Annotated in this window: 19 protein-coding genes and 1 CRISPR repeat array; of the genes, 9 read left to right on the top strand and 10 right to left on the bottom strand. The window is 39.3% G+C overall.

Annotated elements, in window-relative coordinates; genetic code table 11:
* Nucleotides 1-35 precede the first annotated feature (35 nt).
* The 9 genes from H6G28_RS30220 to H6G28_RS30180 all read right to left on the bottom strand — a co-directional run bounded on the left by H6G28_RS30220 (nt 36) and on the right by H6G28_RS30180 (nt 3,578).
* Nucleotides 36-494: a DUF1392 domain-containing protein gene (locus H6G28_RS30220; protein WP_190676453.1), complete on the bottom strand. Its 459-nt coding sequence runs from the start codon at nt 492-494 to the stop codon at nt 36-38.
* On the bottom strand, nt 491-745 hold the full coding sequence (locus tag H6G28_RS30215; RefSeq protein ID WP_190676451.1) for a MerR family transcriptional regulator: 255 nt from the start codon (nt 743-745) through the stop codon (nt 491-493). The genes H6G28_RS30220 and H6G28_RS30215 overlap by 4 nt, the downstream gene beginning before the upstream one ends.
* Nucleotides 746-858: 113 nt before the next feature.
* Entirely contained in the window at nt 859-1,257 is a 399-nt protein-coding gene (locus tag H6G28_RS30210) for a hypothetical protein (RefSeq protein WP_242054678.1), read from the bottom strand.
* Nucleotides 1,258-1,318: 61 nt separating this feature from the next.
* Nucleotides 1,319-1,519 carry a hypothetical protein gene (locus H6G28_RS30205; RefSeq protein ID WP_190676449.1) on the bottom strand — a complete coding sequence of 67 codons (201 nt, stop codon included), beginning with the start codon at nt 1,517-1,519 and terminating at the stop codon, nt 1,319-1,321.
* 289 nt (nt 1,520-1,808) lie between these two features.
* Nucleotides 1,809-2,006 carry a hypothetical protein gene (locus tag H6G28_RS30200; protein ID WP_190676447.1) on the bottom strand — a complete coding sequence of 66 codons (198 nt, stop codon included), beginning with the start codon at nt 2,004-2,006 and terminating at the stop codon, nt 1,809-1,811.
* 21 nt (nt 2,007-2,027) lie between these two features.
* The gene (locus H6G28_RS30195; RefSeq protein ID WP_190676445.1) at nt 2,028-2,225 is read right to left on the bottom strand and encodes a hypothetical protein; all 198 of its coding nucleotides are present in this window, start codon (nt 2,223-2,225) and stop codon (nt 2,028-2,030) included.
* Complete coding sequence (locus H6G28_RS30190; RefSeq protein ID WP_190676443.1) at nt 2,218-2,544, bottom strand: hypothetical protein; 327 nt, start codon at nt 2,542-2,544, stop codon at nt 2,218-2,220. The genes H6G28_RS30195 and H6G28_RS30190 overlap by 8 nt, the downstream gene beginning before the upstream one ends.
* Nucleotides 2,545-2,578: 34 nt before the next feature.
* Complete coding sequence (locus H6G28_RS30185; RefSeq protein ID WP_190676441.1) at nt 2,579-2,929, bottom strand: hypothetical protein; 351 nt, start codon at nt 2,927-2,929, stop codon at nt 2,579-2,581.
* 55 nt (nt 2,930-2,984) lie between these two features.
* Nucleotides 2,985-3,578: a hypothetical protein gene (locus tag H6G28_RS30180; protein WP_190676439.1), complete on the bottom strand. Its 594-nt coding sequence runs from the start codon at nt 3,576-3,578 to the stop codon at nt 2,985-2,987.
* Between the two features lie 166 nt (nt 3,579-3,744).
* Between H6G28_RS30180 and H6G28_RS30175 the strand changes: the two genes are divergently transcribed.
* Nucleotides 3,745-3,960 (top strand): helix-turn-helix domain-containing protein, encoded by a 216-nt coding sequence (locus H6G28_RS30175; protein WP_313950023.1) that lies wholly within the window; start codon nt 3,745-3,747, stop codon nt 3,958-3,960.
* Nucleotides 3,961-4,028: 68 nt separating this feature from the next.
* Entirely contained in the window at nt 4,029-4,973 is a 945-nt protein-coding gene (locus H6G28_RS30170; protein WP_190676435.1) for a hypothetical protein, read from the top strand.
* Between the two features lie 267 nt (nt 4,974-5,240).
* Nucleotides 5,241-7,054: a CRISPR direct-repeat array (repeat unit 37 nt; unit sequence GTTTCCAAACCCAATTACCCCGCAAGGGGACTGAAAC).
* 74 nt (nt 7,055-7,128) lie between these two features.
* Here the strand turns inward: H6G28_RS30170 and H6G28_RS30165 are convergent.
* Nucleotides 7,129-8,541, bottom strand: coding sequence for a TIGR03985 family CRISPR-associated protein (locus H6G28_RS30165; RefSeq protein ID WP_190676433.1), 1,413 nt, complete (start codon nt 8,539-8,541; stop codon nt 7,129-7,131).
* Between the two features lie 116 nt (nt 8,542-8,657).
* Here H6G28_RS30165 and H6G28_RS30160 point away from each other — a divergent pair, with 116 nt between their 5' ends.
* The 7 genes from H6G28_RS30160 to H6G28_RS37090 are packed head-to-tail and all read left to right on the top strand — an operon-like array spanning nt 8,658 to nt 16,517.
* Entirely contained in the window at nt 8,658-10,130 is a 1,473-nt protein-coding gene (locus H6G28_RS30160) for a Card1-like endonuclease domain-containing protein (protein WP_190676432.1), read from the top strand.
* Nucleotides 10,127-11,809 (top strand): Cas10/Cmr2 second palm domain-containing protein, encoded by a 1,683-nt coding sequence (locus H6G28_RS30155; protein ID WP_190676430.1) that lies wholly within the window; start codon nt 10,127-10,129, stop codon nt 11,807-11,809. Before H6G28_RS30160 ends, H6G28_RS30155 begins: the two co-directional genes overlap by 4 nt.
* Complete coding sequence (locus H6G28_RS30150; RefSeq protein WP_190676428.1) at nt 11,772-12,464, top strand: RAMP superfamily CRISPR-associated protein; 693 nt, start codon at nt 11,772-11,774, stop codon at nt 12,462-12,464. Before H6G28_RS30155 ends, H6G28_RS30150 begins: the two co-directional genes overlap by 38 nt.
* Nucleotides 12,461-14,098, top strand: coding sequence for an RAMP superfamily CRISPR-associated protein (locus H6G28_RS30145; protein WP_190676426.1), 1,638 nt, complete (start codon nt 12,461-12,463; stop codon nt 14,096-14,098). The genes H6G28_RS30150 and H6G28_RS30145 overlap by 4 nt, the downstream gene beginning before the upstream one ends.
* A complete protein-coding gene (locus tag H6G28_RS30140; RefSeq protein WP_190676423.1) occupies nt 14,091-15,635 on the top strand; it encodes an RAMP superfamily CRISPR-associated protein in 1,545 nt (514 codons plus the stop codon). The genes H6G28_RS30145 and H6G28_RS30140 overlap by 8 nt, the downstream gene beginning before the upstream one ends.
* Nucleotides 15,632-16,240: a type III-D CRISPR-associated protein Csx19 gene (gene csx19, locus H6G28_RS30135; protein ID WP_190676421.1), complete on the top strand. Its 609-nt coding sequence runs from the start codon at nt 15,632-15,634 to the stop codon at nt 16,238-16,240. The genes H6G28_RS30140 and csx19 overlap by 4 nt, the downstream gene beginning before the upstream one ends.
* Nucleotides 16,230-16,517, top strand: a complete 288-nt coding sequence (locus H6G28_RS37090) for a hypothetical protein (protein WP_242054677.1) — start codon at nt 16,230-16,232, stop codon at nt 16,515-16,517. The genes csx19 and H6G28_RS37090 overlap by 11 nt, the downstream gene beginning before the upstream one ends.
* Nucleotides 16,518-16,521 lie beyond the last annotated feature (4 nt).

Below are 16,521 nucleotides of genomic sequence, written 5' to 3'. Positions count from 1 at the left end.
ATTCTCCTGTTATTGTTCAAACTGTTTTAAATCGCTCAGACATTGACTCGTGCTAAGTCTTCTTCCCGCACCAAAGAAAAGCGATTGGTGGTGATGAGTGGTTGTTTAAAAGTAGGTAATACCAATTCCACCAGATAGAACCAGGACTTCTCGATTAACTCAATCCCCAGAATTAACCTTTGCTTTGTACCGTGATTGGGAATTTTCAACAGTACGCGCTCTCCCAACACGAAAGCAGGTTTTTTCAAAATCCTGGGTTGTATATTACCAGTGGCAATAATTTGGTGTTTGGTTGCATAGATGAAATCATTTTTGACCTCAATAATGTAATTCCAGCAATCGCCATACCATTGCACACCCAAGCAGTAGCCGAATGTTCTGTTGTCTTTGATGTAGACTTTCTCTAACACATTGACTTCAACAGGCGGTATGGCTTGTCCCCAAGGTGGGGATAAAAACCAGCATCTTTCTAAATCTGTAATTTGTTCTTTCATACTTTCCTCTTCAACAAATAATTAATGGCTTCGGAATCTAAAGATGCAATGCGTTGTTTGATTTGATGCGGAGGGTTTTCTAAAAATTTTTTGAGATTCCCCGGTTTGACTTGATAGTATTTGGGACAACTTTGATTTGCTTTGAGCCAGCCTCTTTGAATCCAATGTCTGACAGTTAATAAATTCAGAGATAGAATACTGGCGATTTGGTGACAGGTGTAATTTTCTGGATTTGTTAAAGTTTTATTCATGTCGCTTTGCTCCAATTCAAAATTCAAAATTAAAAATTAAAGATTAGAGGGGAAGCCATAGCTTTGAAAGATTAACTAATTCAAAATAATTTGCATTTTGAATTCAAAAAAAGTCATAATTTCTTCCCCACAAGATAGTTAATGGCTTCAGGCTCAAGAGAGGCAATGCGCTCTTTAATTTGATGTGGTGGATTGTCTAGAAACTCTTTGAGATGCCAAGTTCTGATTTGGTAACAGCTTGCAGATCGCTTACTAGCTTTAAGCCATCCACGACGTACCCATCTACAGAGAGTGGACATTTCCAAACGCAAGACTTTGGCAATTTCTTGGCAGCTATAGTTATCAAGTGTGGGGCGTGTAGAATAACCCAAACGATTTAACTTCAGCTTAATTGCCATAGTTGAACGATGATAACCTTGCCTTTTTAACATCCTGGCTATTTGCTCTTTGGTGTAAAAATCAGCCTTTTCTTCAAGAATGGCAATCTCTTCTTTAGACCATTTAGCACTCATTTCATTACCTCCAACTTTTCATCTGACCAAGAGAAAAAGTGTTGTGAGAATATTAGGTTGTTTATGTTGCTTGAACTTCGTTAACAATTTGTGTGCTAATCGATTCAAAATCGACTTGGGAAATATTTAAATCAGTTTGCATTTGACCACTGTTGTAAAGGTCTACTATTTGCTGTTTGATGACTTCTTGGTTTAGATCATCTGGTATTTCAATGTGAGCTTCGCTTGTGATTCTTTCAACTACTGTGACAATGACTCTCATGCGATAACCCTGTATAGTTAATCGAGGTAGATAGGAATAAAAAGAGACATGGGTGCAGAGTGTAAAATTTAAGGGTGAAGTATTTTTACTCCTGCCCCAAGTCTTTTTTCTTTACTTCAAGGTATTCCAGCCTTTTATGCTGATAGAGATTAGACCTAATTTGATTTAGTTACTCATTCCTTAACCTCCAAACTTATGGAGTATGTAATAATTGGTTTGTCGTAAAAAGATGTACTTAATTCCCTTAGCAATTACCTGAATGCAAATCCTTATTCAGGCAATTGCTTTCTCAATCTGAACTCTCAGTTAAAACTAAAGACTGTTGATTATCTTCTAGTTCGCATTTCAAATACGAGAGTGCTGTTTGAGCATCACCAATGGTTAGATCAGGGTGATAGTCAAGTGCTTGATAATCAGGATGTTTTTCTATTTGAGATATCAGATATTTAGCAGATTCAACTAATAGCAATAAATCTGGTGAATCCATTTGAGTCACTTCCTTGTGTAGTTAAAATTTCTCGACAACTGCCAACAAAAAGCCGTGTCCAGTATTCTTGATTTGCACTAATTTCTTGTCCAACAAATACTGAATGATGGTTTGCGAAAACTGAATCCGGTGCAGAGGAATAGCACCACCCGAACCTTTGAGCGATCGCAGTAGTCTTGCAGCAGTTCTTTCCACATAACAATCGATAACTTTAGGCATCGTTTGAACCTCCTGAGATGGCCACTAGTTGCTGCTGAAGTGCTTTGATTTGCTGTTGATATTCTTCGATTTCTGTCTGTAGTTGTGTTTGTATTTCTGCAATGGAAAGGGTTTGAATCTGCTCGTCAGAGTAATGGCGAACTTCATCTGAATGCTTATCAGGAAGTACCGTATAACGCCAAGAATTACCGTACTCGTGGGCTAATTGTGTATCGGCAGGTTTGTACTCTAAGCCAATAATTAATCCTTGCTGTGTGCGCTGTCCAAATGTAAATCTGGGGTATTTCCAATCTTTTGGAATGCTAATTGTAGGTTGCATAAATTTGTTGATAAATGAGGAATTGCTGAATTGATTAAGCTGCAATGTTTTCGTTAGTTTTCTTGGCCATACTTGCAGCTTTGAAAAAATCATCCACTGCCACTACTGCGTTCAGTGGCTTGGCGTACTGTTGATTATCGATTTCGTTTGACCAATAGGTTAAATGCTCGAAAACCAAACCCAACATCTGTTCACTCTGATAAATCCGGTAGATCCTGGGACAAGCGCCAAAACAGTAAACGAGCTTGTAACCAGAAATTTCGATTACCTCTGTATTTTGATGATTTGGGGATAGAAGCATTGGTTCGCAGCACTCCCCCCAATCTGCTTCTTGATGGAAAGACATATTTGCTGTACCTTGTAGCGGAATTCGGCAATTTGTCATAGTTGTATGGCGATCTCCGTTAACTCAACAGCGATCGCCTTTTTTACTTGCGGTACTACGCCGCTACAGTTTCTCTCACACCCAAAAGAGCGATCGCCGCATCGATATCAACAGCTGTCCGACTGCCTCCCAACTGGCTTTGTCGGCTATACCATTGGCCTTGAAGATTACAGCCAAGGAAGCCAATACGCTGACGGTTCACATATAAGGTTGTGCTGAAGGAAAGCCAGTCCACTTCCCCGTGTGTCAAACCGTATTTCTGACAAGCTGTTTCTAATTCTTCGCTGAGGCGTTCATTCCGTTCTCTGGGTGTTTCGGGTAATGTTACTTTAACTTCTGCAACCCGTGAAGCAAACCAGTCTCGCTCAAACGCTAATCTTCCGCCGTCAACCAACTGAACCCATACGGTGATTCCACCTTCAATCCACAGAGTACGGATTGATTCGGGTTCTATTTGGATAATCTCGCTAATGATGTGGCGGTCACGAGATGTTAAGAAGTCTGTCGTTGGGGCTATCGCCTGGGCTTGCTCCGCAACGTACTGATTCAGTTCTTCTTGAGCAATCGCTTGTTCGTCAGCAGCAATTCTTTTGAGGTGCGGTAAGGCGCAACGGATGGGCGGTTGCTGGGCAGGGGTGGTATGTGGCATGATGGGAATCTCCTATTTATAGGGAAAGAGAAAGCACTTCAGATTGGTAGTCGGGGGTGCTTTCTCTATACTCATTATGCGTGAACTTTTTCACACTGTCAACTTTTTCACATGAAGAAAAACATGGTAAGATAATGCTATGAATTAGCGCATGGGAGAAATTTTCGTGTCTAGGATTGCAAAACTCAGAGAAGAAAAACAGTTGACTCAACGGCAAATTGCTGAAGCGTTAGGGCTTGATGTCTCTACTGTTCGCAATTGGGAAAAAAGCCGAGATGGAGTCAAAATGTTCGTTCGTGTAGCCAAACTCTGTGAGTTACTCGATTGTCAACCAAAAGACCTCTACGAATCTGTGGAGGCTGAAGAGGATGCTGAACTTTAAACAGGTTTATCCTCTGAGTTTAGTTAATTACTTAGAGCCATTAATACTTAATTAAAAGAGGTGGACTTATGAATAAGCCACCTTTTAAGCGTAAAAAAGACACCATCTCCACATTCAGCAATCCAGAAACGCCCAGCAACTCAGACATCGCCTCTTCAGAAGACCCGGCTTCAGCAACCATCGACGTTCCTGCCGTTGAAGTACCAGAATTAACCGAGCAGGAGCAGAGCGATCGTTTGTTTTTGGAACGAAAAGTTGAAAGGGCATTTTTTGAAGCGGGTAAGGCACTCATGGAATTGCGCGATCGCAGGTTATACAGATCGACTCACCGCACATTTGAGGAATACTGTAAGGACAGGTTTAGCTATACTTACCGTCATGTGAACTATTTAATAGCTGGTTCAGTGATAGTTGACAATATAAAAATGGGAACTAATAGTTCCCAAAATGAGAAAGCAGAAGAAAAGGGAACTAATAGTTCCCAAATTTTGCCCACATCAGAAGTACAAGTGCGCCCTCTCACAAAGCTTGAACCCCAACAGCAGTATGAAGTTTGGCAAATGGCAGTGGAAGAAGCCAAGGGCAAAGTGCCAACTGGCCGCATCGTCAAGGACGTTGTGCAACGAATTATGGAGCGTACCAAACTACCCAACACCTACCAAATCGGTGAAGTCTGCCAAATCCTTGCAAAGGATAACCCCGAACTCAGGGGTAAAAGCGGTTGTTGGTGCATAGTGGTTGCCGTCCATGACTTCAGTTGCACTGTTAGGCTTTGGGATGGTGAACTTACTGTAGGGGTGCAACATCTCAAGTCATTCGATTACCTGCCCCAGGAATGCCAGCAGATGCAGCAGGTGTGCGATCGCATCACACGGTTGCAGGAGAGCGAGAATTTGGAAGAAGCTGGTAGGGCTATGTTGAAGTATTTGGGGGAACTGAAGCGATCATATTTGACTGATGTGGAAGAAAAGCTGCTAAGTGTGATTGAGCAAGAATATGGGGTTACGGATTGATCTAAAGTGTAAAAAAACTCGACAATAGAAAATACTCATCTTATGATTAGGTAATCAGCTTGATGTTTGGCAAGTCGAAGTGGGGTCAAAAACCCTGGGGGGTTCGTCAAAATCGCCAGAACCTTGACAACAAAATAATTACAGCGTTTCACCAATCAGGGAAGTTGAGAATGAGTTGCAATAATAGCGGCTGAAATCGACTCTTTTTTGAGGTTCGTCAAATCGCTTCCCAGGAAGCTTGCTCTGTAACAGTTTCAGCTTCGAGCAGTTTCCAAACCCAATTACCCCGCAAGGGGACTGAAACAACTAGCAGCGAGAGAGCTACTTTGCGATAGCAAGTTTCCAAACCCAATTACCCCGCAAGGGGACTGAAACTGGTTTATATCTTTTCAATCGCTATCCAGTGCAGACTTGTTTCCAAACCCAATTACCCCGCAAGGGGACTGAAACATGCAAACATTTGATTGGTACAAAGAAAGAATAAGCGTTTCCAAACCCAATTACCCCGCAAGGGGACTGAAACGTAGCATCCAAAATTTGAGTTAATGTACGCTTTGCTAAGGTTTCCAAACCCAATTACCCCGCAAGGGGACTGAAACCCGGGAACTAACTCAATTAGATGGAATCAGATGGTGGTTTCCAAACCCAATTACCCCGCAAGGGGACTGAAACTAGAAAGTTCCTGCACTTGGCTTCTTCCATATAGAGGTTTCCAAACCCAATTACCCCGCAAGGGGACTGAAACCTGAAAGGTATGAACGCTAACGCCCGCGACTACCTGAAGGTTTCCAAACCCAATTACCCCGCAAGGGGACTGAAACCAGTCTATAGATTGAACGAAGTAGAAGAAAGATTTTGAGGTTTCCAAACCCAATTACCCCGCAAGGGGACTGAAACAATAGTTTGAGCTTTACTACCAAAAGTAAAACCGAGGGTTTCCAAACCCAATTACCCCGCAAGGGGACTGAAACGCTAAAAGAAGCATTGGACATTTTACACTCATTAAGTTTCCAAACCCAATTACCCCGCAAGGGGACTGAAACAGAGAATATACTTAGGAGTCCCGTTTCCTCTTATACAAGTTTCCAAACCCAATTACCCCGCAAGGGGACTGAAACAAGATGACTATAACTATCAAACTCAAGCAGGACGTAAGTTTCCAAACCCAATTACCCCGCAAGGGGACTGAAACAATAGTATTAATATTGCTGGTTGCTGCGGCATGATTTTGTTTCCAAACCCAATTACCCCGCAAGGGGACTGAAACCAGAAAGAAAATCACTCATGATTCCTCCTCAATTACTGTTTCCAAACCCAATTACCCCGCAAGGGGACTGAAACATGAAATCTCTGATAAATTTCAAGAAATTTATGTGTCGGAGTTTCCAAACCCAATTACCCCGCAAGGGGACTGAAACGATAGTTCCCCATTACCCGCACTCCCAAACCTCAGCCGTTTCCAAACCCAATTACCCCGCAAGGGGACTGAAACTAGTGAGGAAGAATCCTAACAGTAGACCCAACCGGGATGTTTCCAAACCCAATTACCCCGCAAGGGGACTGAAACTTCATAGTATCTATTTTCTGCCAAAGTGGCTATAAAGTTTCCAAACCCAATTACCCCGCAAGGGGACTGAAACGACGTGACGCTTGCATATCAGTCCAAGCCATTTAAAGTTTCCAAACCCAATTACCCCGCAAGGGGACTGAAACCCTGCTCTAGTTGTTGATTTAGTTTAGCTGCTTCTTGTGTTTCCAAACCCAATTACCCCGCAAGGGGACTGAAACACTGGTGCGCCGGGTATCATGTCGGCGCTCATATCGTTTCCAAACCCAATTACCCCGCAAGGGGACTGAAACATTGAATCGCCGTCAATATCACGGTCATCAGCATGTTTCCAAACCCAATTACCCCGCAAGGGGACTGAAACTTTTATTATTAGTTCAGAAAGTAACAATGCTACAAAGTTTCCAAACCCAATTACCCCGCAAGGGGACTGAAACATGTGATTCATTTTCAACTGTGAACTCGACTTTAACGCCTGTTTCCAAAGACTATTACCCCGCAAGGGGACTGAAACCAGTGATCCCCACTTTTATCCGAGTTTTACCAACCGTTTCCAAACCTAATTACCCCGCAATATCTCCCTTAGAATTAGGTTTTATATAAATTCCAAGTATTTAGAATTTCTAAAGCCATTTCTGTTCTCATCTCCCAAGGCAGTATAACTTCTACTTTTGACCCTAAAGCACGTAACCATCTAACAACATAGTAGTCTTCCATTCGGTAATCAACTTGGTAATAAGCATCTGTGCTAGGACGCGATCGAATAATATCTAAAATAGCTTTTCGATGTTCAAGATTTAGGGTGTATTGTTGTGTTAACTTAAGAGTTTCTTCATAGCTAATTCGCGTAAATGTATCATGAACACTAATTCTATCAATATAGCGTTGATGAAAATCTTGCTCAAATCGCAATACCATTGAGGCTTTGTCCTTATAAAAATCACATCCCCATGCTTCTTTTAACTGAGCGTTCACTATTTTAGGAGTTGGCAGATTGTTATCTTGATACTTCTCTCTCAATAATTGCGGGACACGAATGTCTTCCCAATCTAGAAACTCAAGGCGTTTAGAAATAATTCTATCTAAGCGATATTTATACCAGTTAATATCGCCTTTTGGAGTATTGCCATAAGTACATAAGTATTTAGCACGTTCCATAAAGTAAATACAAACTGGATAAACAACACATTCTTTAATTTGATTCTGATGGGCACTGTGATACGTCAGCAGAAGAGGTTGAATGTTTTCTGTATTCCAAATTTCCTGCAATTCGCTTTGAATCTCATCAACTGCGTCTTGCACATCGCTTGATTCCGGTACAACATAGTCAACGTATAAAAAAACACGATAATTATCTTCATCAACTTCTTCTGAAAATTCCTCAGCTAATAAAGGATATGCAGGATCTAGAAAACTAAACATACCTAATGCTCCCGCTAAATATGCTTGTTTCTCTAGCGTTAATTTACTATCAACACTTTCTGAAGTAATGAAATTTGGTAGTTGACCTGCTCGACAATAATGCTTGCTTCTACCAGATGTGTTATTTAACAGTTGTAAGCATTTTCGAGCAACTAATAAATCTAAATCACTTTGAAGGGATTTTCGGACTTGAGCAAACAAAGGTTCATTCAAAAGCTTGTCAATATCAGAAATTGATATATTTATATATTTTTGTAACAAATTCTGCCATTCTTCTATGGATACTCCCCATTCTAAAAACCATTGTTTGCTCGTTTTAATACAAGCGCAGTCGGGATCTTGATGGTTGAGAATGTCTGCTAGTTTTTCATCCTTGTGAGTTTTAGTAAAGAAAGCTTGTCGCCAGTCGTTATAAGTAAAGTTGTCAGCAAGAGTAGCGTATGCTTTATCACTATATAGCCAGCGTAATAATGCCCATAGCCGTATAGCGCGAGAGAGATTATGATTTTGCTCTATAGAGCCATTGGCAAGCTGTTGTAGTAGATGGGGGTGTGGAAGTTTAGTAAAAGTTATACTCATGATCAGTTAAAGTATCTCAAGTGTTTTTACTAAAGTAGCAGGTATTGGACGGGGGTACTTCCGATACTGTGTAATATGGGTTATGCCAATTTAAAAAAACTAAACACATCTACCACATGACTACATCCGAGTTTAAACCGTACAAAGTAGACCACTTGTTTTTGCTGATTGGTGAGAATCCTCTACCCAACTATGTTGCAGCAAAGCTGTTGTTGAAGGAGGGTGGTACTGTTTACTTGGTACACAGCACAGATACAACTAGTAAAGCAGCTTGTTTGGAAAGAAGTTTAAAGGGTATAAATGTCAAACCAATCTCATTGGTCAAACATGAGGCCAACTCATGTGTTATTAAAAGTAAAATCCAAACGGAAGTAAAAAATATTTTAACAAACCATCCAAAGCATACTTTTGGTTTGAATTATACAGGTGGGACAAAGGCAATGTCCGTTCACGGTTATCGGGCTTTATTCGAGGCTTCAGGAGTTCAGAATCCTGTATTTAGTTATCTAGATGCTCGAACTTTACAAATGTTCATCGATAGGGACAATGATTCTCCTAAAGCTGAAGCAGTAGATATAAAACTCTCTTTAAAAGAAATCTTTGCTTTGCATGATCTACGCTGGGAAACAACACCAATAACTAACCCATTACTACCTGAGTTAGCAATAGAATTTGCAAAACTGCATACTGATAAAAAAGTAGTAATTGCGTGGCACTGGTGGTGTGATAATGTGCTAAAACCTGGGACAAAGATATTGAAAAAAAAGTCTAATAAACTATCTGAATGGGAATGGAAGAAGGAGGTTAATTCAGAACTTAGTAAAATTGAAAAGGATTTAATAATTCCTTTAAATCCTGACATCGTCAGCTATAAGTTAATTGAAGAATTAGATAAACTACAAATTCAGGAAGAAGGAAAGAATATCTTAGAAAATTTTAAAGAAAATAACTTTCAAAAAATTAGAGAAATATGTAATTATTGCAATGCTCTTTGGGATATAGACCATGCACAGTATATAGAAAAAATTGGTGATTTACTCCGAAAATATTTAGACTCTTCACTAACTGAGTTAGCACTTAAAAAAGCAGCAGATAAAGCTGGTTTTGAGAAATTAAAGCATCTTTGTGAATGGCTCCAAGGGAATTGGTTAGAGCATTACGTGTTGCAAAAAATTCAAGAGGTTTCGCAAGCAAATCCTGGGTTGATACATGATACAGGATTATCATTTAAAGTCAGAGATAAGAAAAAACGAGAAGAGGGAAAAGATAAATTTGAATTCGATGTTGCCTTTATGAAGGGCTATCAGTTATTTGCATTATCTTGTACTACTGATGCTAGTAAATCTTTATGTAAATCCAAACTATTTGAAGCTTATATAAGAGCGCAGCAATTAGGTGGAGAACAGGCGCGAGTAGCTTTAGTATGTTGTTACGACAAACCCAAAGAACTAGAAGCAGAACTTAAAGTTGATACTGAAGTAAAAAAAGAAGATCCAAAGATCATTGTTTTTGGATGTGAACATCTTGATGATATTCAAAAATATATAAAAAATTGGATTGACGACAATAATCGTTATTACGCACCATGAATAAATACATAGCAACTGTAATTGATACAACAGGAATACAACCATATATTTTTGGAAGTAATCGTTTACGAGAAAATATAGGTGCATCGTATTTAGTAGAACAAGCAACCAATGGTTGGGTTAAGTACGCTTTACGCCAAATATTTGGAGAAAATGTTTATATTCCTGAACCGAAACAAGAAGAAAAATGTATTGAACACGATAATCTTGATGCTGAATTAGTCTATACCGGAGGTGGTAATGTAGTTATTCTTTTCAAAGACAGAAAAGATAAAGAAAGTGCTATTAAATTTACTAAAAGATTGAGCAAAAGAGTATTGCAAGAAGCATCAGGCTTAAAAATTGTAGTAGCCCACAGTGAACCCTTTGAGTGGGGAAACAAATTATCAGGAATTGTTGATAGTTTGATGAAAGAATTAGAGCGAAAAAAACGCGAATACAATCCTTCTGTCCCTTTGCTAGGTTTGGGAGTTACAGCTAACTGTCTTTCTACTGGATTATCTGCTGTAGATACTAGCGATCGCTACAGTGTACCCACTAGCTATCCAGTCTCCAGAGAAATCGTTGAAAAGCTCCGAGCCGTTGACCCTAAAAATAAAGCTCCAGCCAATCAAGAACTAAAAGATACTATATTTAAAAATTTGCCGCTAGGCAATTATATAGTCCCTTATGATGTTGATGATTTAGGCCGCACTGAGGGTAAAAGTAGTTACATGGCTATAGTTCACGCTGATGGTAACGGGATGGGCGATCGCTTTAAAGAACATGGTAGGAAATGTAAAACAGACCGTGAGTATATTACTGCCATGCGTGAACTATCTAAAACTGTGAATCAGGCAGGTGTTAATGCTTTAAAAAAAGTTGCTGAGAGAGTTATCCAATTAGCAGATGGTAAATTACAGGAGCAGTTTGCAATTACAGAAAGAGATGGGGAAAAGTATCTGCCTTTTCGTCCAATAGTTTACGGTGGTGATGACGTTACATTTGTATGTGATGGACGCTTGGGACTATCGTTAGCAGCACTTTACCTGAAGGAATTTGCAGATCAAAAAGTAGCAGATGGAAAAAATTTAACAGCTTGTGCAGGAATAGCAATTGTCAAAACACATTATCCATTTGCTAGAGCATATCAATTAAGTGAATCGCTGTGCAGAAATGCTAAAAACTTTGTGCGTTCTGAAAAAGAACGACTGGGAATATCAGATTTTTCTGCACTTGATTGGCACATTGCTCCTAGCGGTTTGTTAGGTTCAATCAGCGATATCCGTCAACGAGAATATCAAGTTACGGAAGGAAATCTCACCATGCGACCTTTGTACTTGCAATCTGATAGTGATTGGCGCAATTGGGATGATTTTTCTGAGGTAGTGAATCAATTCAACACGCACCCTGACTGGATAGGTCGCCGTAATAAAGTGATAGCTTTGCGAGAACAGTTACGGCAAGGTTCAGATAAAACAAAGCAGTTTTTACAGGTTTACGGTTTGAATGAGAAATATTTAACCCGATTTAGCAAATCAAAATATGACGACTTGTATCAATCTGGTTGGACTGAAGACCCCAGAACAAATACGAGAGTCTGCGGTTATTTTGATGCCATTGAAGCAATGGAATTTCACATTCCTTTAAAGGAGAAAACCGATGGAGATTTATTACCTGAAAATGCTACTTTTGAGTGATACAACTTTTGGGCGTGGTGATGGAGTAGCAGGTTTAATCGACCAAGAAGTAGAGCATGATGCTAACGGATTTCCCTACTTACGTGGACGTACTTTAAAAGGCTTGTTGAGTGAAGAATGCGACAATTTGATTGGTGTGCTTTCTGAACCACCCCTTTCCCGTTGGGAACAAGCCGCCGAACATTTATTTGGCATACCTGGTAGCACCCTGGAAACTATCTCCAAGATGCACGTTGGCGATGCTTGTTTACCCCAAGACTTGCGAAAGGCTGTAAAACTTCAACTTGACCAAGAACAGGAAAGAGAACGCAGAGGTCAGGAAAGAAGACTCACAGAAGTAGACGTTCTTGCTTCTCTTACCACTATTCGCCGTCAAACTGCTATTGACCCTGAAGATGGCGCACCTGTGGAACATAGCTTACGCTCTAGTCGGGTTATCTTGCGAGATTTATGCTTCACCGCACCATTGTTATTTGAAAAAAAACCAACAGCAGATATGGTAGCACTCTTAGCAGTCAGCACATTAGCACTGCAAAGAGTTGGTAGCGGACGTAACCGGGGTCGGGGTCATGTTCATTGTATACTACATGACTCAATTGGTGAAGAAATTACTCAAGAGCATTTTCGTTATTTTGAGCAGGAAACCAGGGGATGAAAGCAATTACTTTTTTACTGCACACTACACAACCATTGTTAGCAACTTCGCTTCAGGGAGACCCGAACAGTGATGTATCTTTTCCTTATATTCCAGGTAGCATGATTCGGGGAGTGTTGATTGGTCGATATCTCCAACGTCACAATTTAAAAAGTACAGATGATATTTTAGATGAATCAAAATATCCAGATATAAAGCGTTTATTCTTTAATGGTAATACCCGATATTTAAATGCTTATTTGTACGATCAACAAAAACAAAAGCGCACTCTACCTGTACCGCGCTCTTGGTTAAAGAAAAAGGGTGATGACATTTCCAATTTAGACGAGATAACTGTTTATGATTTCAGTTACGAAACACCGGAAGAAGATATTTCATACAAATCACTAGATGAGAGTTTTTGCACTGTAGATGATAAAGATATAGTGCTTTACAAAGAAAAGCGACGCATTAACATTCATAATATGCGAAATCGCAAAAAAGGCAGAGGTGATGAAGATAATGGTGCAATATTTCGCTATGAGGCTTTAGATTCCGAACAATATTTCCAGGCTGTAATTCTCTGTGATGATCCTGACGATATAGAAAAAATTAAGCTGTTACTAGAACCACAAGAAATTTGGTTAGGCGGTTCTCAAAGTGCGGGATATGGACATACTCAGATTATTCCTATAGAAGAGGATGAAGAGCATGATTATTGGGACGAAGTGGGAATTGAGCCTGAAGACCGTAACGACAGAGAACTAATCCGTATTACTCTTCTCAGCGATCTAATTTTACGGGATAAATGGGGTCATTATGTTGCCACGCCACCAAACTCAACAGGAGATGAAATTAATCAAAAAGTTGAGTCATTAACTCAGATATTAGAAGAATTACTAGATATAAAGTTAGAACCACAATCTAGTTATACCAGTAGTCTTATTGTTGGGGGATTTAACCGTAAATGGGGATTACCTTTACCGCAAGTCCCAGCTTTAGCAGCAGGTAGTGTTTTTGTATTTAAGTATAATAAAGAAGATAGAGAACTAGATTCAGAAAAAATTTGTTTAGTAGAAAATCAAGGTATTGGTGAAAGGCGGGTTGATGGTTTTGGAAGAATTGCTATCAATTGGCTAGAGGAAGAAGCAATATTTAATGCTTGTTTACCAAAAAGAGAAACTAACAGGGAGCAACCACAGCTAGTCCCAAATTCAGAAGACAGTCAACTAGCGCAAAAGATGGCGAAGAGATTATTGGAACAAAAGCTAGATAGGCAACTTTTAGAGAAGGTTGATAATTATAAACTCAAACCCAACAAACTCAGCAATAGCCAACTTTCCCGGTTAATGATTGTATGTAGACAATCTTTAAATCAGGGAAGCAAAAATCCAGTTATTCAATTACTGGGAAATTTACCCAAAAATGCCAATAGTCAATTTGAAGACACAAAAATTAATTATAAATCTTTCAAAATCCAAATTTACGAATGGTTAAATAACCCCAATAGTTGGATAAATTCAAGCTATTTAGAAGTCAATGTTGCAGGTGAATCAGTTCCATTAGATTTAGTTGAAAAACTGAAGCTAGAATACACCCTACGGCTAATTATTGCGGTTGCCAAACAAGCGATAAAGGATAAACAAGATGAATAGAACACGCGAAAGACGACATATTATTAAGCGCATCATTGTACGCGGTGTTTTGGTTCTGGATAAGCCAACTTGTTTGGGAAATGGTGATGCTGAAGGTGCTACAGATATGATGCTGTTACTTGACAGTATTAGTCATAACCCTTTACTAACAGGGTCATCAATTGCTGGTGCTTTACGCAATTATTTACATGAATATCAGTGTAATTACACGAAAAGTGAAAGCCGTGATAATATAGCTGCAAAATTGTTTGGTGATTTATTTGCTTACAAGGATGAAAGTAATAAAAATGAAGCAGAAAAAATTGCATTAAGAGAAAAAGATAGTCAAAGTCTTTTAATTATTCATGATGCAATAGGTAGCACTATTCACAATGTTGAAATACGAGATGGAGTCAAAATAGATGGTGCAACTGGTACTGCGTCTCACAAGGCAAAATACGACTTGGAACTCTTGCCAGCAGGAACTAAGTTTCCTTTGAACTTTGAGTTGTTAATTGAAAAAGATAAAGATGAGAATGAATTAAAACAAGCATTTGTTTTAGCTTTAGAAGGTTTAAAGAATGGTGAAATTGCTATTGGAATGAAAAAGCGACGGGGTTTTGGTCGCTGTCATGTAGATGAGTGGCAAGTTTGGGAATTTGATTTAACTAAACATAGTGATCGCATTGCTTGGTTAACATTTGAAAGACCTTGGGGTAAACCTTATGCTACTAAATTACCAAGCGACAAGCTATTGAGTAATACACACCTCCAGAAGCTAAAGGTAGATAAGCCAGATAAGCGCGATCGCCTCTTCATCACTGCCAAATTCCAACTAGCCAGCCCCTTACTCATTCGCTCTGGTCAAGATTTAATTCAAAACAAATGTTCTCCCGATGTGGTACATTTGCACTCCTATAGAAAAGACAAACCTGAGCCAGTTGTTTCTGGTACAAGTTTAGCAGGAGTGCTGTGGCATAGAGCCGAGAGAATAGTGAATACTTTAGATAAGAATTTACAAATTGTGTATGACCTATTTGGCTTTGTTAAAGAAGAAAGTAAACAAGCAAAGGCTAGTCGTTTAGTTATTCATGAAAGCTTGATAGAAAATACAGTTGACATTGTACAAAGCCGAATTGCTATTGACCGTTTTACAGGCGGAGCATATAACGGAGCATTGTTTCAGGAACAACCTGTTTTTAGTATCTCTAAAAAAGAGGATAGTCAAAAAATTAATAAAGTTAAAGGTAAATTAAAAAAAAGTAGCAATACAAGTAGTAACACAGCGCATATAAAACTAGAACTGGAACTACGTCAACCAAAGGGATATGAAATTGGGTTACTTCTGCTGCTACTTAAAGATTTATGGACGGGTGATTTACCAATAGGTGGTACTAGCAGTATTGGGAGAGGACGTTTGCAGGGAGTTGAAGCAACTATAGTTTGGCAACAACACAAGTGGGTAATCTCTGAGGAGAATCGGAAACTACTAATCAGCAAACAAGATAAAGATGAAATGGAAGAGTTTGTTAAAAAGTTTTTGGAGCAAGCACCATGAATCAAGATTTGTGTCAGGAAGTTTCAACAGAAACAATTGAACTATCACTAGAGGATTGGTTAAAGCAACAAGCAATTACTAAAGATTATCAGTTACGGTACGTGTTAGCTCATGCAGAGGATGGAGTTGTCTGGGGACATTTTGAAGTAGAAAGCGGCATTTTAGAAACTTCTAAGCAAGCTTTTACTGAGTATGATTTTCCTACATTACGTCTGTCAACATTACAACAATGCCGGATATTTGGAGAAGCTGGTGAGGTCTTACTATGGAATAGTAATGGAAAATGGCGATCGCGGCTAATTTTACAAAGCCAAGTATCAGAATTACTTGAACAAGAAAAAATAGGTTTAATACCAGAATCACAAATTCTCTGGGGTACTCAAGGAAAAGCAAACGGTAACTTTACCATACTTTCAGATGGTTCTCAGGGGCTTAAATATGCTGCTCCCATCACAGGGATTACTTTTAGCCAGGATAAACAGAAACAGTATCGTCCACTTCGACTAGAAGTACATCACTATTTTTATTATGACCAAGATGGAGTAGCTCGGATTTTTCTCAGTCGTCTTGTATCTCTCACAAAAGAAAAAATTTATGAATCCTAAACATCTAGAAAAAGTGCCTGATGACCGTAAAGCAGTTGCTCCTTATAACTTTGTAGAGATACCAGAAAAAGTAGTTGAAGCAAAACTTGAATGTAATGGTAAATTACGCGATAACAACCGCTACTATTCTGACCGTCACACTGGCAAAATTGTATGTACCTTAAAAACTGAATCACCTTTATATATTCGTTGTGGCTTAACACCTGCTGATTTTGCAGATTTTGGAGATAAACCGAACGAAGAACTAACACCAGAACAACGCAAAAAAAAAGGCTGAATTC

It is taken from the genome of Nostoc sp. FACHB-190 (assembly GCF_014696905.1).
Classification (GTDB): Bacteria; Cyanobacteriota; Cyanobacteriia; order Cyanobacteriales; family Nostocaceae; genus Nostoc_B.
This window is presented reverse-complemented; position numbering and strand designations above follow the sequence as displayed.

What these genes read in the sequence shown, in the direction of transcription:
- H6G28_RS30220 (WP_190676453.1), bottom strand. Translation starts at nt 494, where the DNA reads ATGAAAGAACAAATTACAGATTTAGAAAGATGCTGGTTTTTATCCCCA.
- H6G28_RS30215 (WP_190676451.1), bottom strand. Translation starts at nt 745, where the DNA reads ATGAATAAAACTTTAACAAATCCAGAAAATTACACCTGTCACCAAATC.
- H6G28_RS30210 (WP_242054678.1), bottom strand. Translation starts at nt 1,257, where the DNA reads ATGAGTGCTAAATGGTCTAAAGAAGAGATTGCCATTCTTGAAGAAAAG.
- H6G28_RS30205 (WP_190676449.1), bottom strand. Translation starts at nt 1,519, where the DNA reads ATGAGAGTCATTGTCACAGTAGTTGAAAGAATCACAAGCGAAGCTCAC.
- H6G28_RS30200 (WP_190676447.1), bottom strand. Translation starts at nt 2,006, where the DNA reads ATGGATTCACCAGATTTATTGCTATTAGTTGAATCTGCTAAATATCTG.
- H6G28_RS30195 (WP_190676445.1), bottom strand. Translation starts at nt 2,225, where the DNA reads ATGCCTAAAGTTATCGATTGTTATGTGGAAAGAACTGCTGCAAGACTA.
- H6G28_RS30190 (WP_190676443.1), bottom strand. Translation starts at nt 2,544, where the DNA reads ATGCAACCTACAATTAGCATTCCAAAAGATTGGAAATACCCCAGATTT.
- H6G28_RS30185 (WP_190676441.1), bottom strand. Translation starts at nt 2,929, where the DNA reads ATGACAAATTGCCGAATTCCGCTACAAGGTACAGCAAATATGTCTTTC.
- H6G28_RS30180 (WP_190676439.1), bottom strand. Translation starts at nt 3,578, where the DNA reads ATGCCACATACCACCCCTGCCCAGCAACCGCCCATCCGTTGCGCCTTA.
- H6G28_RS30170 (WP_190676435.1), top strand. Translation starts at nt 4,029, where the DNA reads ATGAATAAGCCACCTTTTAAGCGTAAAAAAGACACCATCTCCACATTC.
- H6G28_RS30165 (WP_190676433.1), bottom strand. Translation starts at nt 8,541, where the DNA reads ATGAGTATAACTTTTACTAAACTTCCACACCCCCATCTACTACAACAG.
- H6G28_RS30160 (WP_190676432.1), top strand. Translation starts at nt 8,658, where the DNA reads ATGACTACATCCGAGTTTAAACCGTACAAAGTAGACCACTTGTTTTTG.
- H6G28_RS30155 (WP_190676430.1), top strand. Translation starts at nt 10,127, where the DNA reads ATGAATAAATACATAGCAACTGTAATTGATACAACAGGAATACAACCA.
- H6G28_RS30150 (WP_190676428.1), top strand. Translation starts at nt 11,772, where the DNA reads ATGGAGATTTATTACCTGAAAATGCTACTTTTGAGTGATACAACTTTT.
- H6G28_RS30145 (WP_190676426.1), top strand. Translation starts at nt 12,461, where the DNA reads ATGAAAGCAATTACTTTTTTACTGCACACTACACAACCATTGTTAGCA.
- H6G28_RS30140 (WP_190676423.1), top strand. Translation starts at nt 14,091, where the DNA reads ATGAATAGAACACGCGAAAGACGACATATTATTAAGCGCATCATTGTA.
- csx19 (WP_190676421.1), top strand. Translation starts at nt 15,632, where the DNA reads ATGAATCAAGATTTGTGTCAGGAAGTTTCAACAGAAACAATTGAACTA.
- H6G28_RS37090 (WP_242054677.1), top strand. Translation starts at nt 16,230, where the DNA reads ATGAATCCTAAACATCTAGAAAAAGTGCCTGATGACCGTAAAGCAGTT.